General features: G+C 63.9%; 18 protein-coding genes. 11 read left to right on the top strand and 7 right to left on the bottom strand.

Annotation, left to right across the window (positions count from 1 at the left end):
* Nucleotides 1–241 precede the first annotated feature (241 nt).
* Complete coding sequence (locus tag Q7V20_RS09295) at nt 242–2,566, bottom strand: sensor histidine kinase (RefSeq protein ID WP_304789646.1); 2,325 nt, start codon at nt 2,564–2,566, stop codon at nt 242–244.
* Nucleotides 2,567–2,576: 10 nt separating this feature from the next.
* A complete protein-coding gene (locus tag Q7V20_RS09290) occupies nt 2,577–3,302 on the bottom strand; it encodes a response regulator transcription factor (RefSeq protein ID WP_304789643.1) in 726 nt (241 codons plus the stop codon).
* A 171-nt stretch (nt 3,303–3,473) separates the two neighbouring features.
* Here Q7V20_RS09290 and surE point away from each other — a divergent pair, with 171 nt between their 5' ends.
* The 4 genes from surE to rlmD are packed head-to-tail and all read left to right on the top strand — an operon-like array spanning nt 3,474 to nt 7,476.
* Nucleotides 3,474–4,226 (top strand): 5'/3'-nucleotidase SurE, encoded by a 753-nt coding sequence (gene surE / locus Q7V20_RS09285; protein WP_304789640.1) that lies wholly within the window; start codon nt 3,474–3,476, stop codon nt 4,224–4,226.
* A gap of 53 nt (nt 4,227–4,279) precedes the next feature.
* On the top strand, nt 4,280–5,074 hold the full coding sequence (pcm, locus tag Q7V20_RS09280) for a protein-L-isoaspartate O-methyltransferase (protein WP_304789883.1): 795 nt from the start codon (nt 4,280–4,282) through the stop codon (nt 5,072–5,074).
* Nucleotides 5,075–5,121: 47 nt separating this feature from the next.
* The gene (locus Q7V20_RS09275; RefSeq protein WP_304789637.1) at nt 5,122–6,042 is read left to right on the top strand and encodes a peptidoglycan DD-metalloendopeptidase family protein; all 921 of its coding nucleotides are present in this window, start codon (nt 5,122–5,124) and stop codon (nt 6,040–6,042) included.
* 18 nt (nt 6,043–6,060) lie between these two features.
* Nucleotides 6,061–7,476 carry a 23S rRNA (uracil(1939)-C(5))-methyltransferase RlmD gene (gene rlmD, locus Q7V20_RS09270; RefSeq protein WP_304789635.1) on the top strand — a complete coding sequence of 472 codons (1,416 nt, stop codon included), beginning with the start codon at nt 6,061–6,063 and terminating at the stop codon, nt 7,474–7,476.
* Here rlmD and Q7V20_RS09265 read toward each other — a convergent pair.
* From Q7V20_RS09265 to Q7V20_RS09245, 5 genes are all read right to left on the bottom strand, one after another.
* Nucleotides 7,464–8,738, bottom strand: a complete 1,275-nt coding sequence (locus Q7V20_RS09265; protein ID WP_304789632.1) for a diguanylate cyclase — start codon at nt 8,736–8,738, stop codon at nt 7,464–7,466. The two genes, rlmD and Q7V20_RS09265, sit on opposite strands and share 13 nt — an antisense overlap.
* A 141-nt stretch (nt 8,739–8,879) precedes the next feature.
* Complete coding sequence (gene yfcF / locus Q7V20_RS09260) at nt 8,880–9,509, bottom strand: glutathione transferase (RefSeq protein WP_304789629.1); 630 nt, start codon at nt 9,507–9,509, stop codon at nt 8,880–8,882.
* Nucleotides 9,510–9,629: 120 nt separating this feature from the next.
* Nucleotides 9,630–11,390, bottom strand: coding sequence for a PhoH family protein (locus Q7V20_RS09255; protein ID WP_304789627.1), 1,761 nt, complete (start codon nt 11,388–11,390; stop codon nt 9,630–9,632).
* Nucleotides 11,391–11,609: 219 nt separating this feature from the next.
* Nucleotides 11,610–12,089, bottom strand: a complete 480-nt coding sequence (locus Q7V20_RS09250; protein WP_304789624.1) for a peroxiredoxin — start codon at nt 12,087–12,089, stop codon at nt 11,610–11,612.
* A 122-nt stretch (nt 12,090–12,211) separates the two neighbouring features.
* A complete protein-coding gene (locus tag Q7V20_RS09245) occupies nt 12,212–12,586 on the bottom strand; it encodes an Mth938-like domain-containing protein (RefSeq protein WP_304789620.1) in 375 nt (124 codons plus the stop codon).
* A 62-nt stretch (nt 12,587–12,648) separates the two neighbouring features.
* On the opposite strand from Q7V20_RS09245, the gene Q7V20_RS09240 reads away from it, so the two are divergent.
* From Q7V20_RS09240 to crcB, 7 genes are read left to right on the top strand one after another with little or no spacing between them, the layout of a single operon-like run.
* On the top strand, nt 12,649–13,872 hold the full coding sequence (locus tag Q7V20_RS09240; RefSeq protein ID WP_304789617.1) for a pyridoxal phosphate-dependent aminotransferase: 1,224 nt from the start codon (nt 12,649–12,651) through the stop codon (nt 13,870–13,872).
* A gap of 48 nt (nt 13,873–13,920) precedes the next feature.
* Nucleotides 13,921–15,258, top strand: coding sequence for a homoserine dehydrogenase (locus Q7V20_RS09235; protein WP_304789615.1), 1,338 nt, complete (start codon nt 13,921–13,923; stop codon nt 15,256–15,258).
* Complete coding sequence (gene thrC, locus Q7V20_RS09230; protein WP_304789612.1) at nt 15,255–16,676, top strand: threonine synthase; 1,422 nt, start codon at nt 15,255–15,257, stop codon at nt 16,674–16,676. The genes Q7V20_RS09235 and thrC overlap by 4 nt, the downstream gene beginning before the upstream one ends.
* A 9-nt stretch (nt 16,677–16,685) precedes the next feature.
* Nucleotides 16,686–17,948, top strand: coding sequence for a gephyrin-like molybdotransferase Glp (gene glp, locus Q7V20_RS09225; RefSeq protein WP_304789609.1), 1,263 nt, complete (start codon nt 16,686–16,688; stop codon nt 17,946–17,948).
* A gap of 10 nt (nt 17,949–17,958) precedes the next feature.
* A complete protein-coding gene (locus Q7V20_RS09220) occupies nt 17,959–18,225 on the top strand; it encodes a MoaD/ThiS family protein (RefSeq protein WP_304789607.1) in 267 nt (88 codons plus the stop codon).
* 5 nt (nt 18,226–18,230) lie between these two features.
* Complete coding sequence (locus Q7V20_RS09215) at nt 18,231–18,716, top strand: molybdenum cofactor biosynthesis protein MoaE (RefSeq protein ID WP_304789880.1); 486 nt, start codon at nt 18,231–18,233, stop codon at nt 18,714–18,716.
* Nucleotides 18,713–19,093, top strand: a complete 381-nt coding sequence (gene crcB / locus Q7V20_RS09210) for a fluoride efflux transporter CrcB (protein WP_304789603.1) — start codon at nt 18,713–18,715, stop codon at nt 19,091–19,093. The genes Q7V20_RS09215 and crcB overlap by 4 nt, the downstream gene beginning before the upstream one ends.
* Nucleotides 19,094–19,144 lie beyond the last annotated feature (51 nt).

Here is a 19,144-nt window from a genome sequence, read left to right as displayed (position 1 = left end):
CCGACCCCTCGCTGCGCGAGGGGCAACCCGCCATGGCCTGCGCGCCTCGCCGCCCCCGAAGTCGCCCCGCCCGCCTCCGCCTCATCCCTGATCGCCCCGCTGGTGGCGTGGCACGGTGGCAGTTTGTGGCATGCCACCGGCGGGGCGAACAAAGGGCTGAAGCCCTGCCGGAGACCGCCCCAGCCCGCGCCCCGCGCTACCTAGAAAAAGCCGTGGCGTCAGCCAAGCACTGAACGCGACCTCAAAGCCCGTCGCCCGTCGGCCCCGCGCTGGCCGAGAAGTTCTCGACCACGACCTCGCAGCACACGCCCTTGGGCTCGGCTTCGCTCCAGCGCACCGTGCCTCCCAGTTGCTTGACGCGCTTGCGCACACCACCCAATCCCAGGCCGTGCGACCAGGTTTCGGGGGCTCGTCCCAAACCGTTGTCGGTCACCGTCAGCGACAGCTGATCGTTCGCCAGCACCAGCACCACCTGCACCTTCGATGCCTTCGCGTGGCTGATGGTGTTGTTGACCAGCTCACGCAGGATGCGGGTCAGGGCTGACCATTGGCCCATCGACAAGGTCACGTCGCAGTCTTGCGTCATCTGCCAGGTCAGCTCGCATTGCGCAAAGCCCAGGCGTTGGTGCAGATCGCGTTTCCATTCGCCAGCCGCTTCGCTCAGGCCATGGCTTTGCGCGGCCAGTCCGCGTGTCAGCGTCTTCAAATCCTGCAAGGTGTGGCGGATGTATTCCTCGATGTTGGCGTTGGGCGCCTGGTACATCAGGGTCAGCAGGCGGGCGCCGATGTCGTCGTGCAAATCTTGCGCGATGCGCACGCGCTCTTCGCTGCGGCCTTGCTCCACGGCCTGGTCAAAGCTCAGCACCCGGTGCAACTGGTCGATGATCCGGTCGGCCAGGCGCGCGTCTTCAGAGGTGAACAGTCGTCGGCCTTTGTTCGAGTGCTTCAGCACCAGGGCGTGTTTTGATGGGGCTTCCCTGTTGGGCCGCAAAGAGGGCAGGCGCACCAGCATCACCGAGCCATTGCCGCGCAATTCAGAAGCGAACACCTCGCCACGCGCCACGGTCACTTCCAGCGGGTCAAACAACTCGCGCATCAGTCGGGCCAGCAGGTCATCGGTCTTGGCCGGGCGGCGCTCCAGCTCGCGCGCCATGCGGTACAGCCGCTCGAACAGCCGCTCCATGGTGATGGGATCGCGCCCGGGCAGGCGGGTCATCAGCCAGCGCCGCACCGACATGTACACACCAAAGGACAGGAACAGCGACAAGGTCATCGACGTGAACTGGCCCAGCGAAAACACGGCCACGAACAACAGGTCCAGCGAAGCGGCCACGGTGCTGGAGGCGGCCAGCAGCGAGAACTCCTGCAGGATCTGCTTGGAGCGCGACAAGTAAGGAGCCAGCAGCAGTTCGGAGGCAAAGAACACGTGCCAGGTCATCACGCCAAAGGTGGTGATGTTGAGCAACATGTCGGGCCGTGCGCCACCCCTGGCCACGGCCACACTCAGCAACACCCAGGTCGCCAGCGTGATGATTGAAAAGCGCTGCAAGACCAGCGTGAACGGGTGGGGCGAGGCGCGGTAGGCGGCGCCCATCAGCATGATGGCGGCCCCCGTCATGACCGTGCAACCGGTGTGCAGCCAAAGCCAACTGTTGGGGTGGTCCAGGCTCATGGCCGTGATGCCCAGGCCCGCGGCGGCAGCCCAGCCCAGGGCCATGAAATAAGGCCAACCTTTCAGGCGGCGGGGGTGCAGCACGGCCACCTGGATCATGGCCGCGGCCGTGACCAGGTCCAACCCGCCACGCGCACGCATGTCCAGCGTCATGAACCACTCTGGCAGGAACAGGTCCAGGTTGGTTTCGACCGCGATGAACATCAATTGGCCCGCCTGGCTCAGCGCCAAGGCCAGGTAGGCCAGGTTGCGCAATTGCGGCCCGGCCAGCACCACCACCGCCCCCACGGCGAAAAGCGTCAGGGCCAGGGCCGACAGCAACCAGAACAAGGGGCTCAAGCCTGACCAGCCGCGCGGCGTGATCAGCACCGGCTCGTCAGGCGCATTGACCAATTGCAATTGCACCACCTTGTTGTTGTCTGGCAAGGCCTCCAGCAATCGAGCAACACCCAAGTGCAGGTTCACGAAGTGCTGGCGTTGCTCGGCGTCGCTGATCCAGCGCCCCGAGCGTTGCAGGGCCAGCATTTCGATGGGTGTTTCCAGGACCTGGGTGCTGCCGTAGGGCTGCACCACTTCGCCACGCAGGCCTTCCAGGATGTGGCCTTCCAGGCGTTGCATCGCGGGGTTGTCCACCGAATGCAGGCGGACCGTGCCTTCCGCCGTGGCGCGCAAGGTGACGGGTAGCCGGGGCTGGCTGGACAACCATTGCCCCACCAGCAGCACCAGCACGAAGCCCATCAGCACCGCGCCCACCAGCATGCGCAGACGCCAGCCAATCCAGCGAGGCAGGTCGTGCGAACCCTGCAGCACCTCGTCCAGCGTGGGGATGTAGCCGGAGCCTCCGATCAGCAAATCAGGCGCAGCGCGGGGCGGCGATGTGTCCATGGCCGACATGGCGCGACGCTCAGACCAGGCCTTGTTTGCTGGCCAGCACCGCCGCTTCGGCACGGCTGGACACGTTCAGTTTTTTGTAGATGGACTTGATGTGGTCGTTGACCGTGAACCATTTGATGCCCATCAAGGCCGCGATCTCCTTGATGGTGAACCCCTTGCTGAGGTAAGTGAGCACTTCGCTTTCGCGCGGCGTCAGGCGCTCGTGGTCCAGCGGTGCCAAGGGGGCGGGGGCACTGACCGGCGCAGCCGCGGGGGCGGCCGGGGCATGGCCCGACATCAAGCCATCGCCGGTGCGGAAATGCGTCAGCAGGCGGCGGGCAATGGCGGGCGACAGGGGCGGCTGCCCGCGCACGATTTTCTGCAACTCTTCCACCAGGACCTCGAAGCGGTCTTCTTTCAGCAGGTAGCCATCGGCACCGCATTGCAGGGCGGGAAACAAATGTTCGTCGTCGGAATAAAGCGTGGTCACGATGCGCGTGGCCGGGTAGTTGGCCAGCTCGGTCAGCAACTCCAGGCCGCTGCCGTCGGGCAACTCCAGATCGACCATGATCAATTGGTAGGGATCGTCGCAGGCGGCCGCCCGACCGCCTGCCCTGTGGCCCAGCAGCCGGCGCGCGGCTTCGAGATCGCCAGCCTCGGCGATGCTGCTGATGTCGCTGAAGCTTTCGCGCACCACACGGCACAAAAAGCCCCGGGCGACCGGGTTGTCTTCGAGAATCAGAACCTTGACAGCCATGGAGCCCCTCCCGAAGCTTGCTGCCAAAAGCGGCAAGCCGGGGTTGATCTGCGCCCCTGACCACCCGGGGCGAACAATCTTCCGATTATCCGCATGTCTACACATGCCGTCATTCGAAATCGCATCGTTCCAACACCGAGATGGGTGGTCCTCACTCCTACAATTGGCAACATGCACATATTGATCGCCAACGACGACGGCTACCTGGCCCCCGGCCTCCAGGCTTTGGTCGATGCCTGCCAGGGTTTGGGCACCATTGACGTTTTCGCCCCTGAGCGCAACGCCAGCGGCACCTCCAACTCCCTGACCCTGCACCAGCCGCTCACGGTTCACACCGCCGCCAACGGATTCCGCTTCGTCACGGGCACCCCGTCCGACAGCGTTCACCTGGCGTTGACGTCGGGTTTGATCGCCAAGCCCGACCTGGTTCTGTCGGGCATCAACAACGGCGCCAACATGGGCGACGACACCCTCTACTCAGGCACGGTTGCCGCGGCCACCGAGGGTTACCTGTTCGGCATCCCGTCCATCGCGTTTTCGCTGACCGACAAGGGCTGGGCCCATCTGGATGTGGCCGCCCGCGTGGCCCGCCGCGTGGTGGAGGCGGTGCTGGCCAAGCCGCCACAGCAGGGCCACTTTCTGCTCAATGTGAACATCCCGGCCGACGCCAAGGCCGACGCCGCCCCCTGGCGCACCACGCGCCTGGGCCGCCGCCACGCCAGTTTCCCGGCCATCGCGCAGACCAATCCCCGGGGCGAGCCCATCTACTGGATCGGGCCGGCGGGCGAGGCCCGCGATGTGGGTGAAGGCACCGATTTCGAAGCCACGCGGCAGGGCCTGGTGTCCATCACGCCCCTGCAGGTGGACATGACGCACCACGCCGCCTTGCCGCAATGGCAAACCTGGGTGGGCCAGCAGCCGTGAGCGACAAAGCGCCAGGTCGCAAAGCCAGCCGATTTCCCTTGCGGTTGGACCAGATGGGCTCAGCGCGCCCGGCTGCCAGCCGCGACACCTTGCTGCTGCGGCCCCAGGCCCCCTTGCAAGCCGCCGAGCGCGACCGCAAGGTGGTCATGGCCCCCCAAGGCCTGGGCCTGGATTCGGTCCACGTGCGCATGCGCATGGTCGAGCGCCTGAAAGCCGATGGCCTGCAGAGCCCCCGCGTGCTGGCGGCGTTCGCCCGCGTGCCGCGCCACTTGTTCGTCGACACGGCCTTGGTCAACCAGGCTTATGAAGACACCAGCCTGCCCATCGGCCTGGGCCAGACCATCTCCAAACCCTCGGTCGTGGGTGCCATGATCGCCTTGCTGTGCACCCGCCCTGGCTTGGCGGCCGATGCCACGCGTCCTTTGGGCATGTGCCTGGAAATTGGCACGGGCTGCGGCTACCAGGCGGCGCTTTTGGCCGACCTGTCCCGCCAGGTGATCTCCATCGAACGGCTGCGCGATCTGCACCTGAAAGCTCGCCACAACCTGGACGCGGTCCGGCGTCAGTTGCCTGGTTCGCCCGATGTGAGACTGGTGTATGGTGACGGCATGCTGGGCCACGCGCCTTCTGCCCCCTATGACACGATCATCGCAGCCGCAGGCGGTCGCAACCTGCCTCAGGCCTGGTTGGACCAGTTGGCCCCCGGTGGCCGCCTGGTGGCCCCCATGGACGATGGCCGAGGCCAAGGGCAGGTGCTGACCGTGGTCGATCGCCTCCTGGATGGTCGGCTTCAGCAAACCTCGTCTGGAGCGGTGCTCTTCGTCCCCTTAAAATCCGGCATCACCTGATGCCTCGGCCGTGGCGTGATGCGCGGCCCGCTTTGAGTCTTCCTCACATGCAAATCATTCTGAATCACCGCCTGCTGGCCAGTGCCGCCATTGTTCTGTCCTTGGCAGGCTGCGCCACGAACCACCAGCGTGCGCCGGTTGAAGACCGCAGCCGTTCCGGCGGCAGTGCTGCTTCGGGTGCTGCCACCGCGCCTGCCCGCGTCCTGCCGGGTGCCGAAAACGCGGGCAAGCCGGGTTACTACACGGTCAAGCCCAACGACACCCTGATCCGCATCAGCCTGGACACAGGGCAGAACTGGCGTGACCTGGCCGCCTGGAACAACCTGGACAACCCGAACCTGATCGAGGTGGGGCAGGTTTTGCGTGTGGTATCCCCGGATGCCACGGCCAGCGCCGCCAGCGGTGCGTCGTCGACCAAACCCATTGCTTCGCCCAACATCCAGGCACGGGTCATTGATCCGAAGGCGCCTGTGTCGGCAGCGGCCTCGGGCGTCAAGCCTGGTGCATCGGCGGCTTCTGGCGCCATGGCACCAGCCAGCCAGGCGTCTTCGGTGGCAGAAGCACCCAAAGAGCCCGCCGCCAAAGACCCCCGCGAAGCGGACGAACCCAACTGGCAATGGCCCGCGAACGGCCCGGTGCTGGGCGGCTTTGAAGAAGGCAAGCGCAAAGGCCTTGTCATTGGTGGCAAGGCCGGCGACGCGGTGTTCGCCTCGGCCGATGGCCGCGTGGTCTATGCCGGATCGGGCCTGCGTGGCTACGGCAACCTGGTCATCATCAAGCACAACGCCGAGTACCTGACGGCCTACGCCCACAACCAGACCTTGCTGGTCAAGGAAGACCAGGCCGTGCGCAAGGGCCAGAAGATCGCCGAAATGGGCGCGACCGACGCCGAGCGCGTGCAACTGCATTTTGAAATCCGCAAACAAGGCAAGCCCGTTGACCCGGCGCGTCAGTTGCCCACCCGTTGATCGATTGATCGTTCTTTGATGTCTGAAGCACAAGTTTCCCTTCGCCCCTGTGATGAGTGGCTGAAGGTTGAGTCCCTGGACCTGGAAGCCCAGGGCGTGGCCCACCGAGCCGATGGCAAGGTGGTGTTCATTGAAGGCGCCTTGCCCGGCGAAGAAGTTCGCGCGAATGTGTTTCGCCGCAAGAACAACTGGGAGCAGGGCTCGATGACCGAGATGCGCCGCGAAAGTTCGCAGCGCGTGGTGCCCCAATGCACCCACTTCGGCATGTGCGGCGGTTGCAAGATGCAGCACTTTCACGCTTCCGCCCAAGTGGCCGTCAAACAGCGCGTGCTGGAGGACAACCTCTGGCACCTGGGCAAGGTCAAGTCCGAAACCCTGCTTCGGCCGATTGAAGGGCCGGCTTGGGGCTACCGCTACCGCGCGCGCCTGTCGGTGCGCCACGTGGTCAAAAAGGGCACGGTGCTGGTGGGCTTCCACGAGCGCAAGTCGCGCTATGTGGCCGACATCCAATCCTGCGAGATCCTGCCGCCCCACGTGTCGCGCCTGTTGCTGCCCTTGCGCGAGTTGATCGGTGCCATGGACCATTGCGACCGAGTGCCGCAGATCGAGGTGGCCGTGGGTTCGCACGTCACGGCATTGGTGCTGCGCCATCTGGAGGCCTTGAGCGCCAAGGACATCAAGCTGTTGCGTGATTTCGCGGCCAAGCAAAGTGCGCACGATGAAGGCCGCTTTCCGATCGCCTGGTGGCTGCAATCCAAAGGGCCCGAGACCGTCAAGCCGCTGGACGACACCCAGCCTGGGCTGGACTACACGCTGCCCGAGTTCGGCGTCACCATGCCGTTCAAGCCCACTGATTTCACCCAGGTCAACCACGCGATCAATCAGGTGCTCGTGGGCCGGGCCTTGCGCCTGCTGCAGGTGCAGCCCAATGAGCGGGTGATCGACTGGTTCTGCGGCCTGGGCAATTTCACCTTGCCACTGGCCACGCAGGCCCGCGAGGTCTTGGGCATCGAAGGCAGCGAGCAACTGGTGGCCCGCTCCCGCGAGAACGCGCTGCTCAACGGCCAGGTCGAGCGCACCAGTTTTGTGGCCCGCAACCTGTTCGAGTTGACGCCGGCCGAACTGGCCAGCTACGGCCATGCCGACAAGTGGCTGGTCGATCCGCCACGCGAAGGCGCTTTCGCCTTGGCCAAGGCGGTGGCCGACTTGAACCAGGACCCGAGCTTGGCGCCCGGGTGGGTCGCGCCCAAGCGCATCGTCTATGTCAGCTGCAACCCGGCGACCCTGGCGCGCGATGCCGGCCTGCTGGTGCACCTGGGCGGTTACCGTTGCGTGTCGGCGGGGGCGGTCAACATGTTCCCGCACACCGCGCACGTCGAAAGCATGGCCGTGTTCGAAAAAGACGAAGCCGCTGAACCGGCTCAGGCCAAGTAGTCGCCGTCGCAGAAAGTGTGCCGCTCGGTGCGGTTGCGGCCGGTGGCCTTGGCCTGGTACAGGGCCTGGTCGGCCCGCTCGATGGTGGCCACGATGGATTCGTCCACTTGGTAAGTGGTCAACCCTGCCGAGAAGGTCACACGCAACTCCGGCAAGGCGGAGCTCACCACCGTGTTGCTCAGCATCAAGCGGATGCGCTCGATCACCACGGTGGCGTCTTCGCAGTCGGTTTCGGTGAACAACACCAGAAACTCTTCGCCTCCCCAACGGGCCACCACGTCGGTTTCCCGCAGGCCGGCCGCGATCACGTTGGACAGTGAGCGCAGCACCTCATCGCCGATGCCATGGCCCCACTCGTCATTGATGGCCTTGAAGTGGTCCACATCGATCAGGCACAGGCAGAACCGGCCCTGGCTGCGGTCGGTACGCTGCCCTTCGGCGTTCAGCACGCTGACCATGTGGCGCCGGTTGAACAGGCCGGTCAACTCGTCCCGAATGGCCAGCTCCTTGATCTGCGCCAGCGCGGCGGTCAGGTCGGTTTTGCGCTGGGTCAGGCGCGCACGCAGGCGGGCCATTTCGTTGACCAGCAGGCACACGCTCACCAGCATGATCACCAGCACGCCGAAATACACCATCTGCAGCTGAACGGTGGTGGGCGAGGCTGATTCACGCATCGCGGTCATCAAAAACACCGTGGCGAACACGATCCCGGCCAACACGCTGGAGCGGATGAGCTGGCGCGAGGTGGCGGTGAACATGCCGAACATCAGGATGATGAACAGCAGCATCAGGGCCACGGGCGCACCCGGCCCCCCGATCAGGTAGCCCCAGCCCAGAAAACCAATGGCGGCGGCCATCTGGGCTTCCGACATGGAGGGGTTGGCCAGTTTCTGATTCCAGCCCGTGCGCAGCAGCACGTAAAACGCGCCCATGACCAGCACGGCGGCCCACGTCAGTTGTCGGCAGCCGTCTGGATCGATCACGCCGATGCTCACGCCATAGTTCAAGGCCACCAAGCCGGTTGTGCAGTTGGCCACGCCGACCAGGTAGCGCAGTCCAATGGTCTTTTGCTTGGGGTCTTGGGTGAACAGGATGTCGCTCAGCCAGCCCAGGCTCAACCAGCGGTGCAACCACAGGGTGTTGCACCGGATCATCGCGGTCACGCAGACCACGACGGCGGTGATCAGCACGGCCCACGCAATCAGGTAGTGAGATTGCGTGCTGAGCAGATCGGAGGGGGTGAATTCGGGCAGGTATTTCAAGGCAATGGCTGAATCAGCAAGGCCTCAGCTTGTCCGAGGCCCCGTGTTTTCCATTTTGAAATACCTTGACATTCCTTCTGTCAGGGTTGCACCTGCGAAATGAGAACTAATGCAGGGTGTGCGCCCCTTGTTCGCGGGGAGTCAGCCCTGTTGCTGGATCCAGGCCTGCACCGAGGGGCGTTGCCATTGCCGGGCCACGTAGGTTTTCAACTTGGGCGACACCGGGTCTTGGTTGACCACCAGGCGGTTCAACATCAGGGCCAGTTCGGTATCCGCGATAGACCAGGCTCCGAACAGGTTGTCGCCCGCATCGTTGACCAGGGATGCGGCCGCGGTGGTCAGTTGCTGTGCCGCAGCTTGCCCCGTGGGCGACAAGGGCAGGGGGCTGGGTTGCTGAAAGATGACGGTGGTGGGCCGGTCTTCACGAAGCGGCATGAGATCACTGCGCATCCATGCCTGCAGCTGGCGCGCCCTCGCCCGGTCGCGCACGGACGCTGGCAGCACGGCCAGGTGGTGAGGCGCGGGAAAGGCATCCTCCAGGTACTCGATGATGGCCGAAGACTCCGACACCGAAAAATCACCATGAACCAATGTTGGAACACGGCCTGTGAGCGACAGTTGCTGGTAACCGCTGGTGTGGTGTGCGTTGTTGACCAGATCGACCTTCTCGATGGTGAAGGGGATTTTCTTTTCGGTCAGTGCCACGAACGCGAACATGGCGTAAGGGCTGAAAAAACGACTGTCAACGTGCAGCGTGAGGTTTGAACTCATGTGGCCTCCCGAAGTTGATGTCGGGAAAGCATACCCTCAAGCTTTGACGCCTGCAAAGCAAAAGGCCGGACGTTGCCGCCCGGCCTTTGTCGTTGTCAGCTCAGCTGTTCAGGCTGGATCTCAAAGCACCTCGGAGGCAAAGTCCGCCAGGCGCGAGCGTTCGCCGCGCGCCAGGGTGACGTGGCCGCTGTGAGGCCAGCCTTTGAACTTGTCCACCGCGTAGGTCAGGCCTGAGCTGCCTTCGGTCAGGTAAGGCGTGTCGATCTGCGCCAGGTTGCCCAAGCAGATGATCTTGGTGCCAGGCCCGGCCCGTGTGATCAAGGTCTTCATCTGTTTGGGCGTCAGGTTTTGTGCCTCGTCGATGATGACGATCTTGTTCAGGAAGGTGCGCCCGCGCATGAAGTTCATGCTCTTGATCTTGCTGCGCACCAGATCATTGGCGGCAGCCCGGCCCCACTCGCCAGCGGTGTTGTCACCACCGCGGGCCAGCACTTCCAGGTTGTCGTCCAGCGCGCCCATCCAGGGCGACATCTTTTCCTCTTCCGTGCCGGGCAGGAAGCCGATGTCCTCGCCCACCGGCACCGTCACGCGGGTGACGATGATCTCGGTGTAGCGGCGGTCATCGAGCACCTGGCTCAGGGCGGCGGCCAGCGTCATCAGCGTCTTGCCGGTGCCAGCGGAGCCCGTCAGCGTCACGAAGTCGCATTCGGGGTCCATCAGCAGGTTCAGGGCGAAGTTTTGCTCGCGGTTGCGCGCGGCCACGCCCCAGATCGAGTGCTTCTGGTGGCTGAAGTCCTTGACCGTTTTGAGCACGGCCGACTTGCCCGTGATCTCGGTGACCTTGCCGTACCAGGGGGTGGCGCCGGGGGTTTCAAGGTACACAAACTGGTTGATCAGCAGCACCGGCACCATGGGTCCGCTGATGCGGTAGAAGGTGATGCCGCCTTGCTGCCAGCTTTCCATGCCCTTGGCGTGGCGCTCCCAGAAATCGGTGGGGAGGGGCAGCACGCCGGTGTACAGCAGGTCGCCGTCTTCCAGCGTCTTGTCGTTGAAGTAATCTTCAGCAGGCAGGCCCAGGGCGCGCGCCTTGATGCGCATGTTGATGTCCTTGGACACCAGCGCCACATCGCGATCAGGCTGCTGCGTGCGCAAGGCCTGCACCACGCCCAGGATCTGGTTGTCGGCCTTGCCCTGCGGCAGGCCGATGGGCAGTTGCGCGTCCAGGTTCATGGTCTGGAAGTACAGCTTGCCGCGCGCATCCTTGTGGCCGGTCTTGGACAGCTCGATGCCGGCGGATGGGTCGGACTGGGCCCGGCCCATGTCGGCGGCCAGAGCGTCCAGGTCGCGGCTGACTTGGCGGGCGTTGCGCGCCACTTCGGTCATGCCCTTCTTGTGCCCGTCCAGCTCTTCGAGCGTGATCATCGGCAGGTAGACATCGTGCTCGTCAAAGCGGAACAGCGACATCGGATCGTGCAGCAGCACGTTGGTGTCCAGCACGAACAGCTTGGCGGGGCCTGCGGCGCCTTTGCGGCGGCGTGTGCCGCTCAGCGAAGGGTTGGACGCGGATGCGGGGGTGCTGCGCATCGGGAAGGATGGGCTGCCATCGCTGATCTTCTCAGCCACGACAGGCGCGGGGGCGGCGCGTTTGGGCGCGGCTGGTGCGGTGCGGGCAGGCGGGTTCAGGTCATTGACCGTTTGCTGGAAAGCCGGCGTGTTCAAAGGCTCTTTGCCCACCAGTTCCAGCACCGGCGCGCGGGCTGGTTTGGCGGGGGTGGCGCGTGTGCTGCTGCGGGCACTGGTTTTGGCAGGTTTGGGCTGCGACGAGTAGTCGTCAGCATTCAGCATGTCAGCACGTTTGGCAGGCGGCTTGGGCAGGGGCATGGTGTTTCCGTTCCTCGGGTGGGCACAAACAAAAAGGCCGCACAGGTTAATGTGCGGCCTCACGCTGATCTTGCAGGCAAGCATGGCTTGCCATTCGGGGTTCACAAAGGGGGCTGAGTCGGTACAAGCTCAGAAGCATGGCTTGATTATGCACACTCCATGCCCAACGCGTGACCGTGTCGGAGGCGTGCAACACGCCCCTTTGTCACGCTTTGTGAATCAGGCCGCTTCTTTGTTCAGGTCTTTGACGGCCTTGAGCACGGCTTCGACGTGGTCAGCGACCTTGATGCCGCGCCATTCTTCGCGGAGGATGCCGCTGGCATCGATCAGGAAGGTGCTGCGCTCGATGCCCTTGACCTTCTTGCCGTACATGATCTTGTTCTTGACCACACCGAACATGTGGCAAAGCTTTTCTTCAGTGTCGGCAATGAGTTCGTAGGGCAATTCAAGGTTTTCCTTGAACTTGTCGTGCGAAACGAGGTTATCCCGGGAGACACCGAACACGATGGCGCCAGCCTTGATGAATTCCTTGTGCTTGTCGCGGAATTGCATGGCTTCGGTGGTGCAACCGGGGGTGTGATCCTTGGGGTAGAAGTACAGCACCACGGTTTGGCCGACGAAGGCCTGGGGAGTGAATTTGACTCCACCCGTGGCGACAGCTTCGAATTCTGGCAAAGGTTTGTTGAGGGCGGGTGTCATGTTCTACTATTGATCAGCCTGCGTGAATAACCCGAGATTATAAAGTGCTTATGGGTCTACCCCCAAGGCGTGGGGGGATCTCCCCCAAATTGGGGTCCCAAATGCGCTTTTCAAGGGCGTTTTCAGGGGTGAACCAGCAGGGCGGCGACCACGCGACGCCCCTCACCGACCAGGATGTTGTATGTGCGGCACGCCGCCGGGGTGTCCATGGTCTCCACGCCAATGCGCTTTTGCATCAACGCCTTCATCAAGGCGGGCGAGGTGAATTTCAGGGTCGGGCCGCTGCCCAGCACCACCAATTCCGGGTCCATCTGCAGGATTTGCTCGAAATGGGCCTCGGTCAGGTCGGCGATGCTGGTCACGGGCCACGGCACAGGCTCACCGCTGGGGGGCACGAGCACGCTGCCCAGGTGTTCCTGGCCATTGATCGACACCGACTGGCGGGTGTAAGCATTGATGACATTGACGCCTTCAGGACGGTCGGCTTGGAGTTTCATGGGGGCGCAAAGTGAGGGGGGTGTGGTTAAATTCTATTTCTTTGTCTGTGGAGACCCTCGTTTTGAAGCCGATCACCAAGTCCAGCAAGCTCGCCAGCGTCTGTTATGACATCCGTGGGCCGGTCCTGGAAAAGGCCCGGCAGATGGAAGAGGATGGCCACAAGATCATCAAGCTGAACATCGGCAACCTGGCCGTGTTCGGGCTGGAGCCGCCCGACGAGATCGTGCAGGACATGATCCGCAACCTGCCCAACGCGGCCGGTTACACCGATTCCAAGGGCCTGTTCGCACCACGCAAGGCCATCGTGCACTACTGCCAGGAAAAGAACATCTCTGGCGTGGCGGTGGACGACGTCTACCTGGGCAATGGCGCCTCCGAGCTGATCGTGATGGCCTTCAACGCCTTGCTGAACGATGGCGACGAGGTGCTGATCCCCGCGCCCGACTACCCGCTGTACACAGCCGCTGTGGCGCTGTCCAGTGGCAAGCCCGTGCACTACCTGTGCGACGAGGCCAAGGAGTGGTACCCAGACCTGGACGACATCCGCGCCAAGATCACGCCGCGCACCAAGGCCATCGTCGTCATCAACCCGAACAACCCGACGGGTGCGCTGTACCCCGACGACATCCTGCAAGGCATTGTCGACATCGCGCGTGAGCACGAGTTGATGGTGTTCGCCGACGAAATCTACGACAAGACCTTGTTTGACGGCCACACGCACACCAGCATCGCCTCGCTGGCGGACGATGTGTTCTTTTTGACCTTCAACGGCCTGAGCAAGAACTACCGTTCGTGCGGCTACCGTGCTGGCTGGATGGTGGTGTCGGGCGAGAAGAAGCACGCTGGCGACTACATCGAAGGCCTGAACATGCTGGCCTCGATGCGCCTGTGCGCCAACACGCCGGGCCAACTGGCGATCCAGACCGCGCTGGGTGGCCACCAGAGCATCAAGGAATTGGTGGCGCCGGGTGGCCGCCTGTGCCGCCAACGCGATCTGGCCTACGAGCTGCTGTCCAAGATCCCGGGCGTGAGCGTGGTCAAACCCAAGGCGGCGCTGTACATGTTCGTGCGCCTGGACGCCAAGATCTACCCCATCACCGATGACCAGCAATTTGCCTACGAGTTGCTGGCCGAAGAGAAAGTGCTGATCGTGCAGGGCACTGGCTTCAACTGGGAGCACCCGGACCACTTCCGCCTGGTGTTCCTGCCCAACAGCGATGACTTGGCCGAGGCCATCGGGCGCATTGCACGCTTCCTTGAGAACTACCGCAAGCGCCACGCCTGAACCGCGCTTTCCCCGATCCGAATGACGACCAAGACCCTTAGAGATTCCATGAGCTCCACTTTGCAAAAACCCGTTCAAGTTGGCCTGCTGGGCATCGGCACCGTTGGCGGCGGCACCTTCGCCGTGCTGCGCCGCAACCAGGCTGAGATCCGCCGCCGTGCCGGCCGTGGCATCGAGATTTCGATGGTGGCTGACCTGAACATCGAGCGCGCCCGTGAAGTGGCTGGCGAAGGCGTGACCGTGGTCAGCGATGCGCGCCAGATCATTGCCAACCCGGACATCGACGTGGTGGTTGAGCTGATTGGTGGCTATGGCGTGGCCAAGGCCCTGGTGCTGGAAGCGATTGCCGCTGGCAAGCACGTGGTCACGGCCAACAAGGCTTTGCTGGCCGTGCACGGCACCGAGATCTTTGCCGCCGCGCGTGCCAAGGGCGTGATCGTGGCCTTTGAAGCGGCCGTGGCCGGGGGCATCCCCATCATCAAGTCGCTGCGCGAAGGCCTGACCGCCAACCAGATCCAGTGGGTGGCCGGCATCATCAACGGCACCACCAACTTCATCCTGTCCGAGATGCGCGACAAGGGTTTGGACTTTGACGTGGTGCTGAAAGAAGCGCAACGCTTGGGCTATGCCGAGGCCGACCCAACCTTCGACATCGAAGGCGTGGACGCCGCACACAAGGTCACGCTGATGAGCGCGATTGCCTTTGGCGTGCCGGTGCAGTTCGACAAGGCGCACATTGAAGGCATCACCAAGCTGTCGGCCACCGACATCAAGTACGCCGAGCAGATGGGCTACCGCATCAAGCTGCTGGGCATCGCGCGCCGCCAGGCCAATGGCATTGAGCTGCGCGTGCACCCTACGCTGGTGCCAATGCGCAGCCTGATCGCCAACGTCGAAGGCGCGATGAACGCCGTGATGGTGCAGGGCGATGCCGTGGGCACCACGCTGTACTACGGCAAGGGCGCTGGCGCTGAACCGACGGCATCGGCCGTGGTGGCCGACCTGGTCGACATCGCCCGCTTGCTGGACGCCGCGCCCGCCGCGCGCGTGCCGTCCCTGGCCTTCCAGCCCGATGAGCTGTCGGCCATGCCGATTTTGCCGATCGAAGAAGTGGTCACCGCTTTCTACCTGCGCTTGCGCGTGGCCGACCAGACCGGTGTGCTGGCCAAGATCACCGGCATCCTGGCCGAGCAGGAAGTGTCGATCGACGCGGTCATCCAACGCGAGGCCGATGAGGTGAGCGGTGAAGGCGGCAACCAGACCGACCTGATCATCCTGACGCACGACACCAAGGAGGGCCGCATGAACCAGGCCCTGGCCCAGGTGCAGGCTTTGCCCACCGTGCTGGCGCCCATCGTTCGCCTGCGCAAGGAAGAGTTGGCATGAAGTACATCAGCACCCGCGGCGACAAGACTGAGCGTGGTTTCTCCGAGATCCTGCTGGAGGGCCTGGCGCCCGATGGCGGCCTGTACCTGCCCACGTCCTACCCCAAGATCGACGATGCCACGCTGACCACATGGCGCGGTCTGAGCTACGCCGAGCTGGCCTTTGAGATCCTGTCGCTGTACATCGACGACATCCCTGCCGCCGACCTGAAGGCCATCGCCGCCAAGACCTACACCAAGGCGGTGTATGGCTTTGACGCGATCGTGCCCTTGAAGAAGTTGGAAGACGGCGTTTACCTGGAAGCCCTGTCCAACGGCCCCACGCTGGCCTTCAAGGACATGGCCATGCAGTTGCTGGGCAATCTGTTCGAATACGAGCTGGCACGCCGTGGCGAGCAGCTCAACATCCTGGGAGCCACCTCGGGCGACACGGGCAGCGCGGCCGAGTACGCCATGCGTGGCAAGCACGGCGTGCGCGTGTTCATGCTGTCGCCGCATGGCCGCATGAGTTCTTTCCAGCAGGCGCAGATGTTCAGCCTGCAAGACCCCAACATCCACAACCTGGCGGTCGAAGGTGTGTTCGATGATTGCCAGGACATCGTCAAGGCGGTGTCCAACGACCTGGAATTCAAGCGCAAGTACAAGATCGGCACGGTCAATTCGATCAACTGGGCGCGCCTGCTGGCCCAGGTGGTGTATTACTTTGCTGGCTACTTCCAGGCCACCAAGACCAACGCTGAGAAGGTCAGCTTCACGGTGCCTTCGGGCAACTTTGGCAACATCTGCGCCGGCCACGTGGCCCGCATGATGGGCCTGCCGGTTCACCAGTTGGTGGCCGCCACGAATGAGAACGACGTGCTGGACGAGTTCTTCCGCACCGGCACCTACCGTGTGCGCAAGGGCCCGGAGACGTATGAAACGTCCAGCCCGTCGATGGACATCTCCAAGGCGTCCAATTTCGAGCGCTTCGTGTTTGATCTGCTTGGCCGCGATGGGTCCCGCGTCAAGGCATTGTTCAAGGACGATGTCGAGGTGAAGGGCTCCTTCCAGGTCAGTGCCGACGAGTTCAAGAACGTCGCCCAGTACGGCTTTGCCTCGGGCAAGAGCACGCACGTCGACCGCCTCAAGACCATCAAGGACACCTTTGACCGTTTCGACGTGCTGGTGGACACCCACACGGCCGACGGACTGAAAGTGGCGCGCGAGCACCTGACGCCCGGCGTGCCCATGCTGGTGCTGGAAACCGCCTTGCCCGCCAAGTTCGCCGAGACCATTTTTGAGGCCACCGGCCGCCATCCTGAGCGCCCCCACTGGATCGCCGGGCTGGAAGGCCTGGAAGACCGCCCCAAGCGCTTCACCGTGGTGCCCGCCGATGTGGACATGGTCAAGGATTACGTCATCCGCCATTGTCAGGACTGAGATCGCGTCATGGCCGTCTACGTGCCCAAACCGTTGATGCCGCTGGACGAGGCGCTGCTGGGGCTGCGTGAAGCCCTGCAGACGCATGCGGTGCCATCCACCGAAGTGATCGACAGCTTCGAGGCCTTGGGCCGCGTGCTGGCTGAGGATGTCGTGTCCCCCGTGGACGTGCCACCGCTGGACAACAGTGCCATGGATGGCTATGCCGTTTGCTGCGCCGATGTGCTCACCGCTGGTGTGGCGCTGCCGCAATCGCAGCGTGTGGCGGCTGGGCAGGTGGGGGCTGAGCTGACGCCCGGCACATGCGCCCGCATTTTCACGGGCGCCCCGGTGCCGCATGGTGCGGATGCCGTGGTCATGCAGGAGCAATGCGAAGCGGGTCCCGATGCCGTTCGCTTCCTGACCGCGCCTGCGCCTGGGCAGAACATCCGCCGCCAAGGCGAAGACATTGCCCGCGGCGCCACCGTGCTGTCGCGCGGATTGAGGCTGTCGCCGGCTGCTTTGGGTGTGGCCGCCTCAGTGGGCGCGGCCCAGTTGACGGTGTTTAAGCAACCTCGCGTGGCGGTGCTCACCACTGGCAATGAGTTGGTGATGCCAGGGCAGCCATTGCCCTCGGGGGCCATCTACAACTCCAACCGCCACATGCTGCGCGGCCTGATCCAGGCGACCGGTGCGCGCAGCAGCGACTTGGGGCTGATCCCCGACGATCTGGCCTCCACGCGTGCCAAGCTGCGCCAGGCCGCGCTAGAGCACGACCTGATCCTGACCAGCGGCGGCGTGTCGGTGGGCGAGGAAGACCACCTCAAGGCTGCCGTGCAAGCCGAAGGCGAATTGCACTTCTGGCAACTGGCGATCAAGCCCGGCAAGCCGTTTGTATTCGGGCGCATCAGGCGCCCGGATGGTTCGCATGCGCTCTACATGGGCCTGCCCGGCAACCCGGCGGCCAGTTTTGTCACCTTTTTGTTGTTGGTGCGGCCGGTGTTGGGCGTGCTGGCGGGTGAGCTCTGGTGCTGGCCAGCGCCCACCTTGTTGCGTGCCGATTTTGACTGGCCGAGGGCCGACAAGCGCCGCGAGTTCGTGCGTGTGCGGCGCAATGTGGACGGGGGCGTCAGCCTGTACCCCCACCAGGGCTCGGGCGTGCTGACCTCGGCCGTGTGGGCCGATGGTCTGGTGGACTTGGCGCCCGGGCAAACCGTGCAGCGCGGCGACATGGTGTCTTTCGTGGCCCTGTCCGAATGGCTGGCGCCAGCAGCGGTCCAATGTCAAGCCTGAGGCGGCCACCATGAAAATCACCGTGCGCTATTTCGCCCAGGTCCGAGAGCTGCTGGGCCCGGGGGAAGATTTGGATTGGACTGCAGACGCGGCAGACGTGCCCGCCACCGTGGGCGAGTTGCGGCAATGGCTGATCGGCCGGTCGCCCAACCATGCTCGGGCGCTGGACGCCAGCTTGCCCTTGCGCGCGGCCTGCAATCAGTTGATGTGTTCGGCCCACGAGCCGTTGCCGGATGGCGCCGAAATCGCGTTCTTCCCGCCGGTGACGGGAGGCTGATGAGCATGACGGCAGCGCGCGTGTCGGTGCAGGCGGACGATTTCGACCTGTCGAGCGAAGTGGCCCGGCTGCGCAGCCAGGATGGCCAGATTGGCGCGGTGGTGAGCTTCGTGGGCACGGTGCGCGAGTGGCTTGCGTCGGCCGATGGCACCCTTGCGGATCCGCAGGCTTGCCTTGAGCTTGAGCACTACCCCGGCATGACCGAATCTGCCATCGAAGCCATGATCGACGAAGCCGGGCGCCGGTTTGACCTGCGCGGCGTGCGTGTCATTCACCGGGTGGGGCGCCTGGCCGTTGGCGAGCAGATCGTGCTGGTGGTGGTGGCCTCCAGCCACCGCGGCCAGGCCTTCTCGGCTTGTGAGTTCCTGATGGATTGGCTCAAGACGCAGGCACCCTTCTGGAAAAAAGAAATCTCGGCCACGGGCTCGCGCTGGGTCGAGGCCAAGGCCAGCGACGACGAAGCGCTGGCGCGCTGGGGGGCCTTGCCATGAGCCATTGGTTGTTGGGTGCTGCAGTGGCCATGGGCGCCGTGGTAGGTGCCTTGCTGCGCTGGGGCGCAGGTTTGTGGCTCAATTCGGTGTGGGCGGGCTTTCCCATCGGGACGCTGGCGGTCAATGCCATTGGCGGCTTGCTGGCGGGCATGGCCTTCGTGGCCTTTGGCCGTTTCCCCAACGAGCCCTTGCGCTTGTTGTTGGTCACTGGTTTTTTGGGTGGTTTGACGACGTTCTCGACTTTTTCGGCCGAATCGCTGTCATTGCTGGAAAAAGGCCGTTTTGACCTGGCGGCATTCCACACCACCGCCCACGTGCTGGGCGCTCTGGCCTGTGCCGCCCTCGGTGCGCGCGCCATGCGCTGGTACCTCGCTTAACGCGCAGTCAACGCCCAGGTCGGTATTTCGACCTCTTTTCACCATTTGGCA

The sequence above is a fragment of the Aquabacterium sp. genome (assembly GCF_030652515.1).
Classification (GTDB): Bacteria; Pseudomonadota; Gammaproteobacteria; order Burkholderiales; family Burkholderiaceae_C; genus Aquabacterium.
The sequence above is the reverse complement of the archived record's forward strand: the minus strand, read 5'-3'. Positions and strand labels throughout refer to the sequence as shown.

What these genes read in the sequence shown, in the direction of transcription:
- Q7V20_RS09295 (WP_304789646.1), bottom strand. Translation starts at nt 2,566, where the DNA reads ATGTCGGCCATGGACACATCGCCGCCCCGCGCTGCGCCTGATTTGCTG.
- Q7V20_RS09290 (WP_304789643.1), bottom strand. Translation starts at nt 3,302, where the DNA reads ATGGCTGTCAAGGTTCTGATTCTCGAAGACAACCCGGTCGCCCGGGGC.
- surE (WP_304789640.1), top strand. Translation starts at nt 3,474, where the DNA reads ATGCACATATTGATCGCCAACGACGACGGCTACCTGGCCCCCGGCCTC.
- pcm (WP_304789883.1), top strand. Translation starts at nt 4,280, where the DNA reads ATGGGCTCAGCGCGCCCGGCTGCCAGCCGCGACACCTTGCTGCTGCGG.
- Q7V20_RS09275 (WP_304789637.1), top strand. Translation starts at nt 5,122, where the DNA reads ATGCAAATCATTCTGAATCACCGCCTGCTGGCCAGTGCCGCCATTGTT.
- rlmD (WP_304789635.1), top strand. Translation starts at nt 6,061, where the DNA reads ATGTCTGAAGCACAAGTTTCCCTTCGCCCCTGTGATGAGTGGCTGAAG.
- yfcF (WP_304789629.1), bottom strand. Translation starts at nt 9,509, where the DNA reads ATGAGTTCAAACCTCACGCTGCACGTTGACAGTCGTTTTTTCAGCCCT.
- Q7V20_RS09255 (WP_304789627.1), bottom strand. Translation starts at nt 11,390, where the DNA reads ATGCCCCTGCCCAAGCCGCCTGCCAAACGTGCTGACATGCTGAATGCT.
- Q7V20_RS09250 (WP_304789624.1), bottom strand. Translation starts at nt 12,089, where the DNA reads ATGACACCCGCCCTCAACAAACCTTTGCCAGAATTCGAAGCTGTCGCC.
- Q7V20_RS09245 (WP_304789620.1), bottom strand. Translation starts at nt 12,586, where the DNA reads ATGAAACTCCAAGCCGACCGTCCTGAAGGCGTCAATGTCATCAATGCT.
- Q7V20_RS09235 (WP_304789615.1), top strand. Translation starts at nt 13,921, where the DNA reads ATGAGCTCCACTTTGCAAAAACCCGTTCAAGTTGGCCTGCTGGGCATC.
- thrC (WP_304789612.1), top strand. Translation starts at nt 15,255, where the DNA reads ATGAAGTACATCAGCACCCGCGGCGACAAGACTGAGCGTGGTTTCTCC.
- glp (WP_304789609.1), top strand. Translation starts at nt 16,686, where the DNA reads ATGGCCGTCTACGTGCCCAAACCGTTGATGCCGCTGGACGAGGCGCTG.
- Q7V20_RS09220 (WP_304789607.1), top strand. Translation starts at nt 17,959, where the DNA reads ATGAAAATCACCGTGCGCTATTTCGCCCAGGTCCGAGAGCTGCTGGGC.
- Q7V20_RS09215 (WP_304789880.1), top strand. Translation starts at nt 18,231, where the DNA reads ATGACGGCAGCGCGCGTGTCGGTGCAGGCGGACGATTTCGACCTGTCG.
- crcB (WP_304789603.1), top strand. Translation starts at nt 18,713, where the DNA reads ATGAGCCATTGGTTGTTGGGTGCTGCAGTGGCCATGGGCGCCGTGGTA.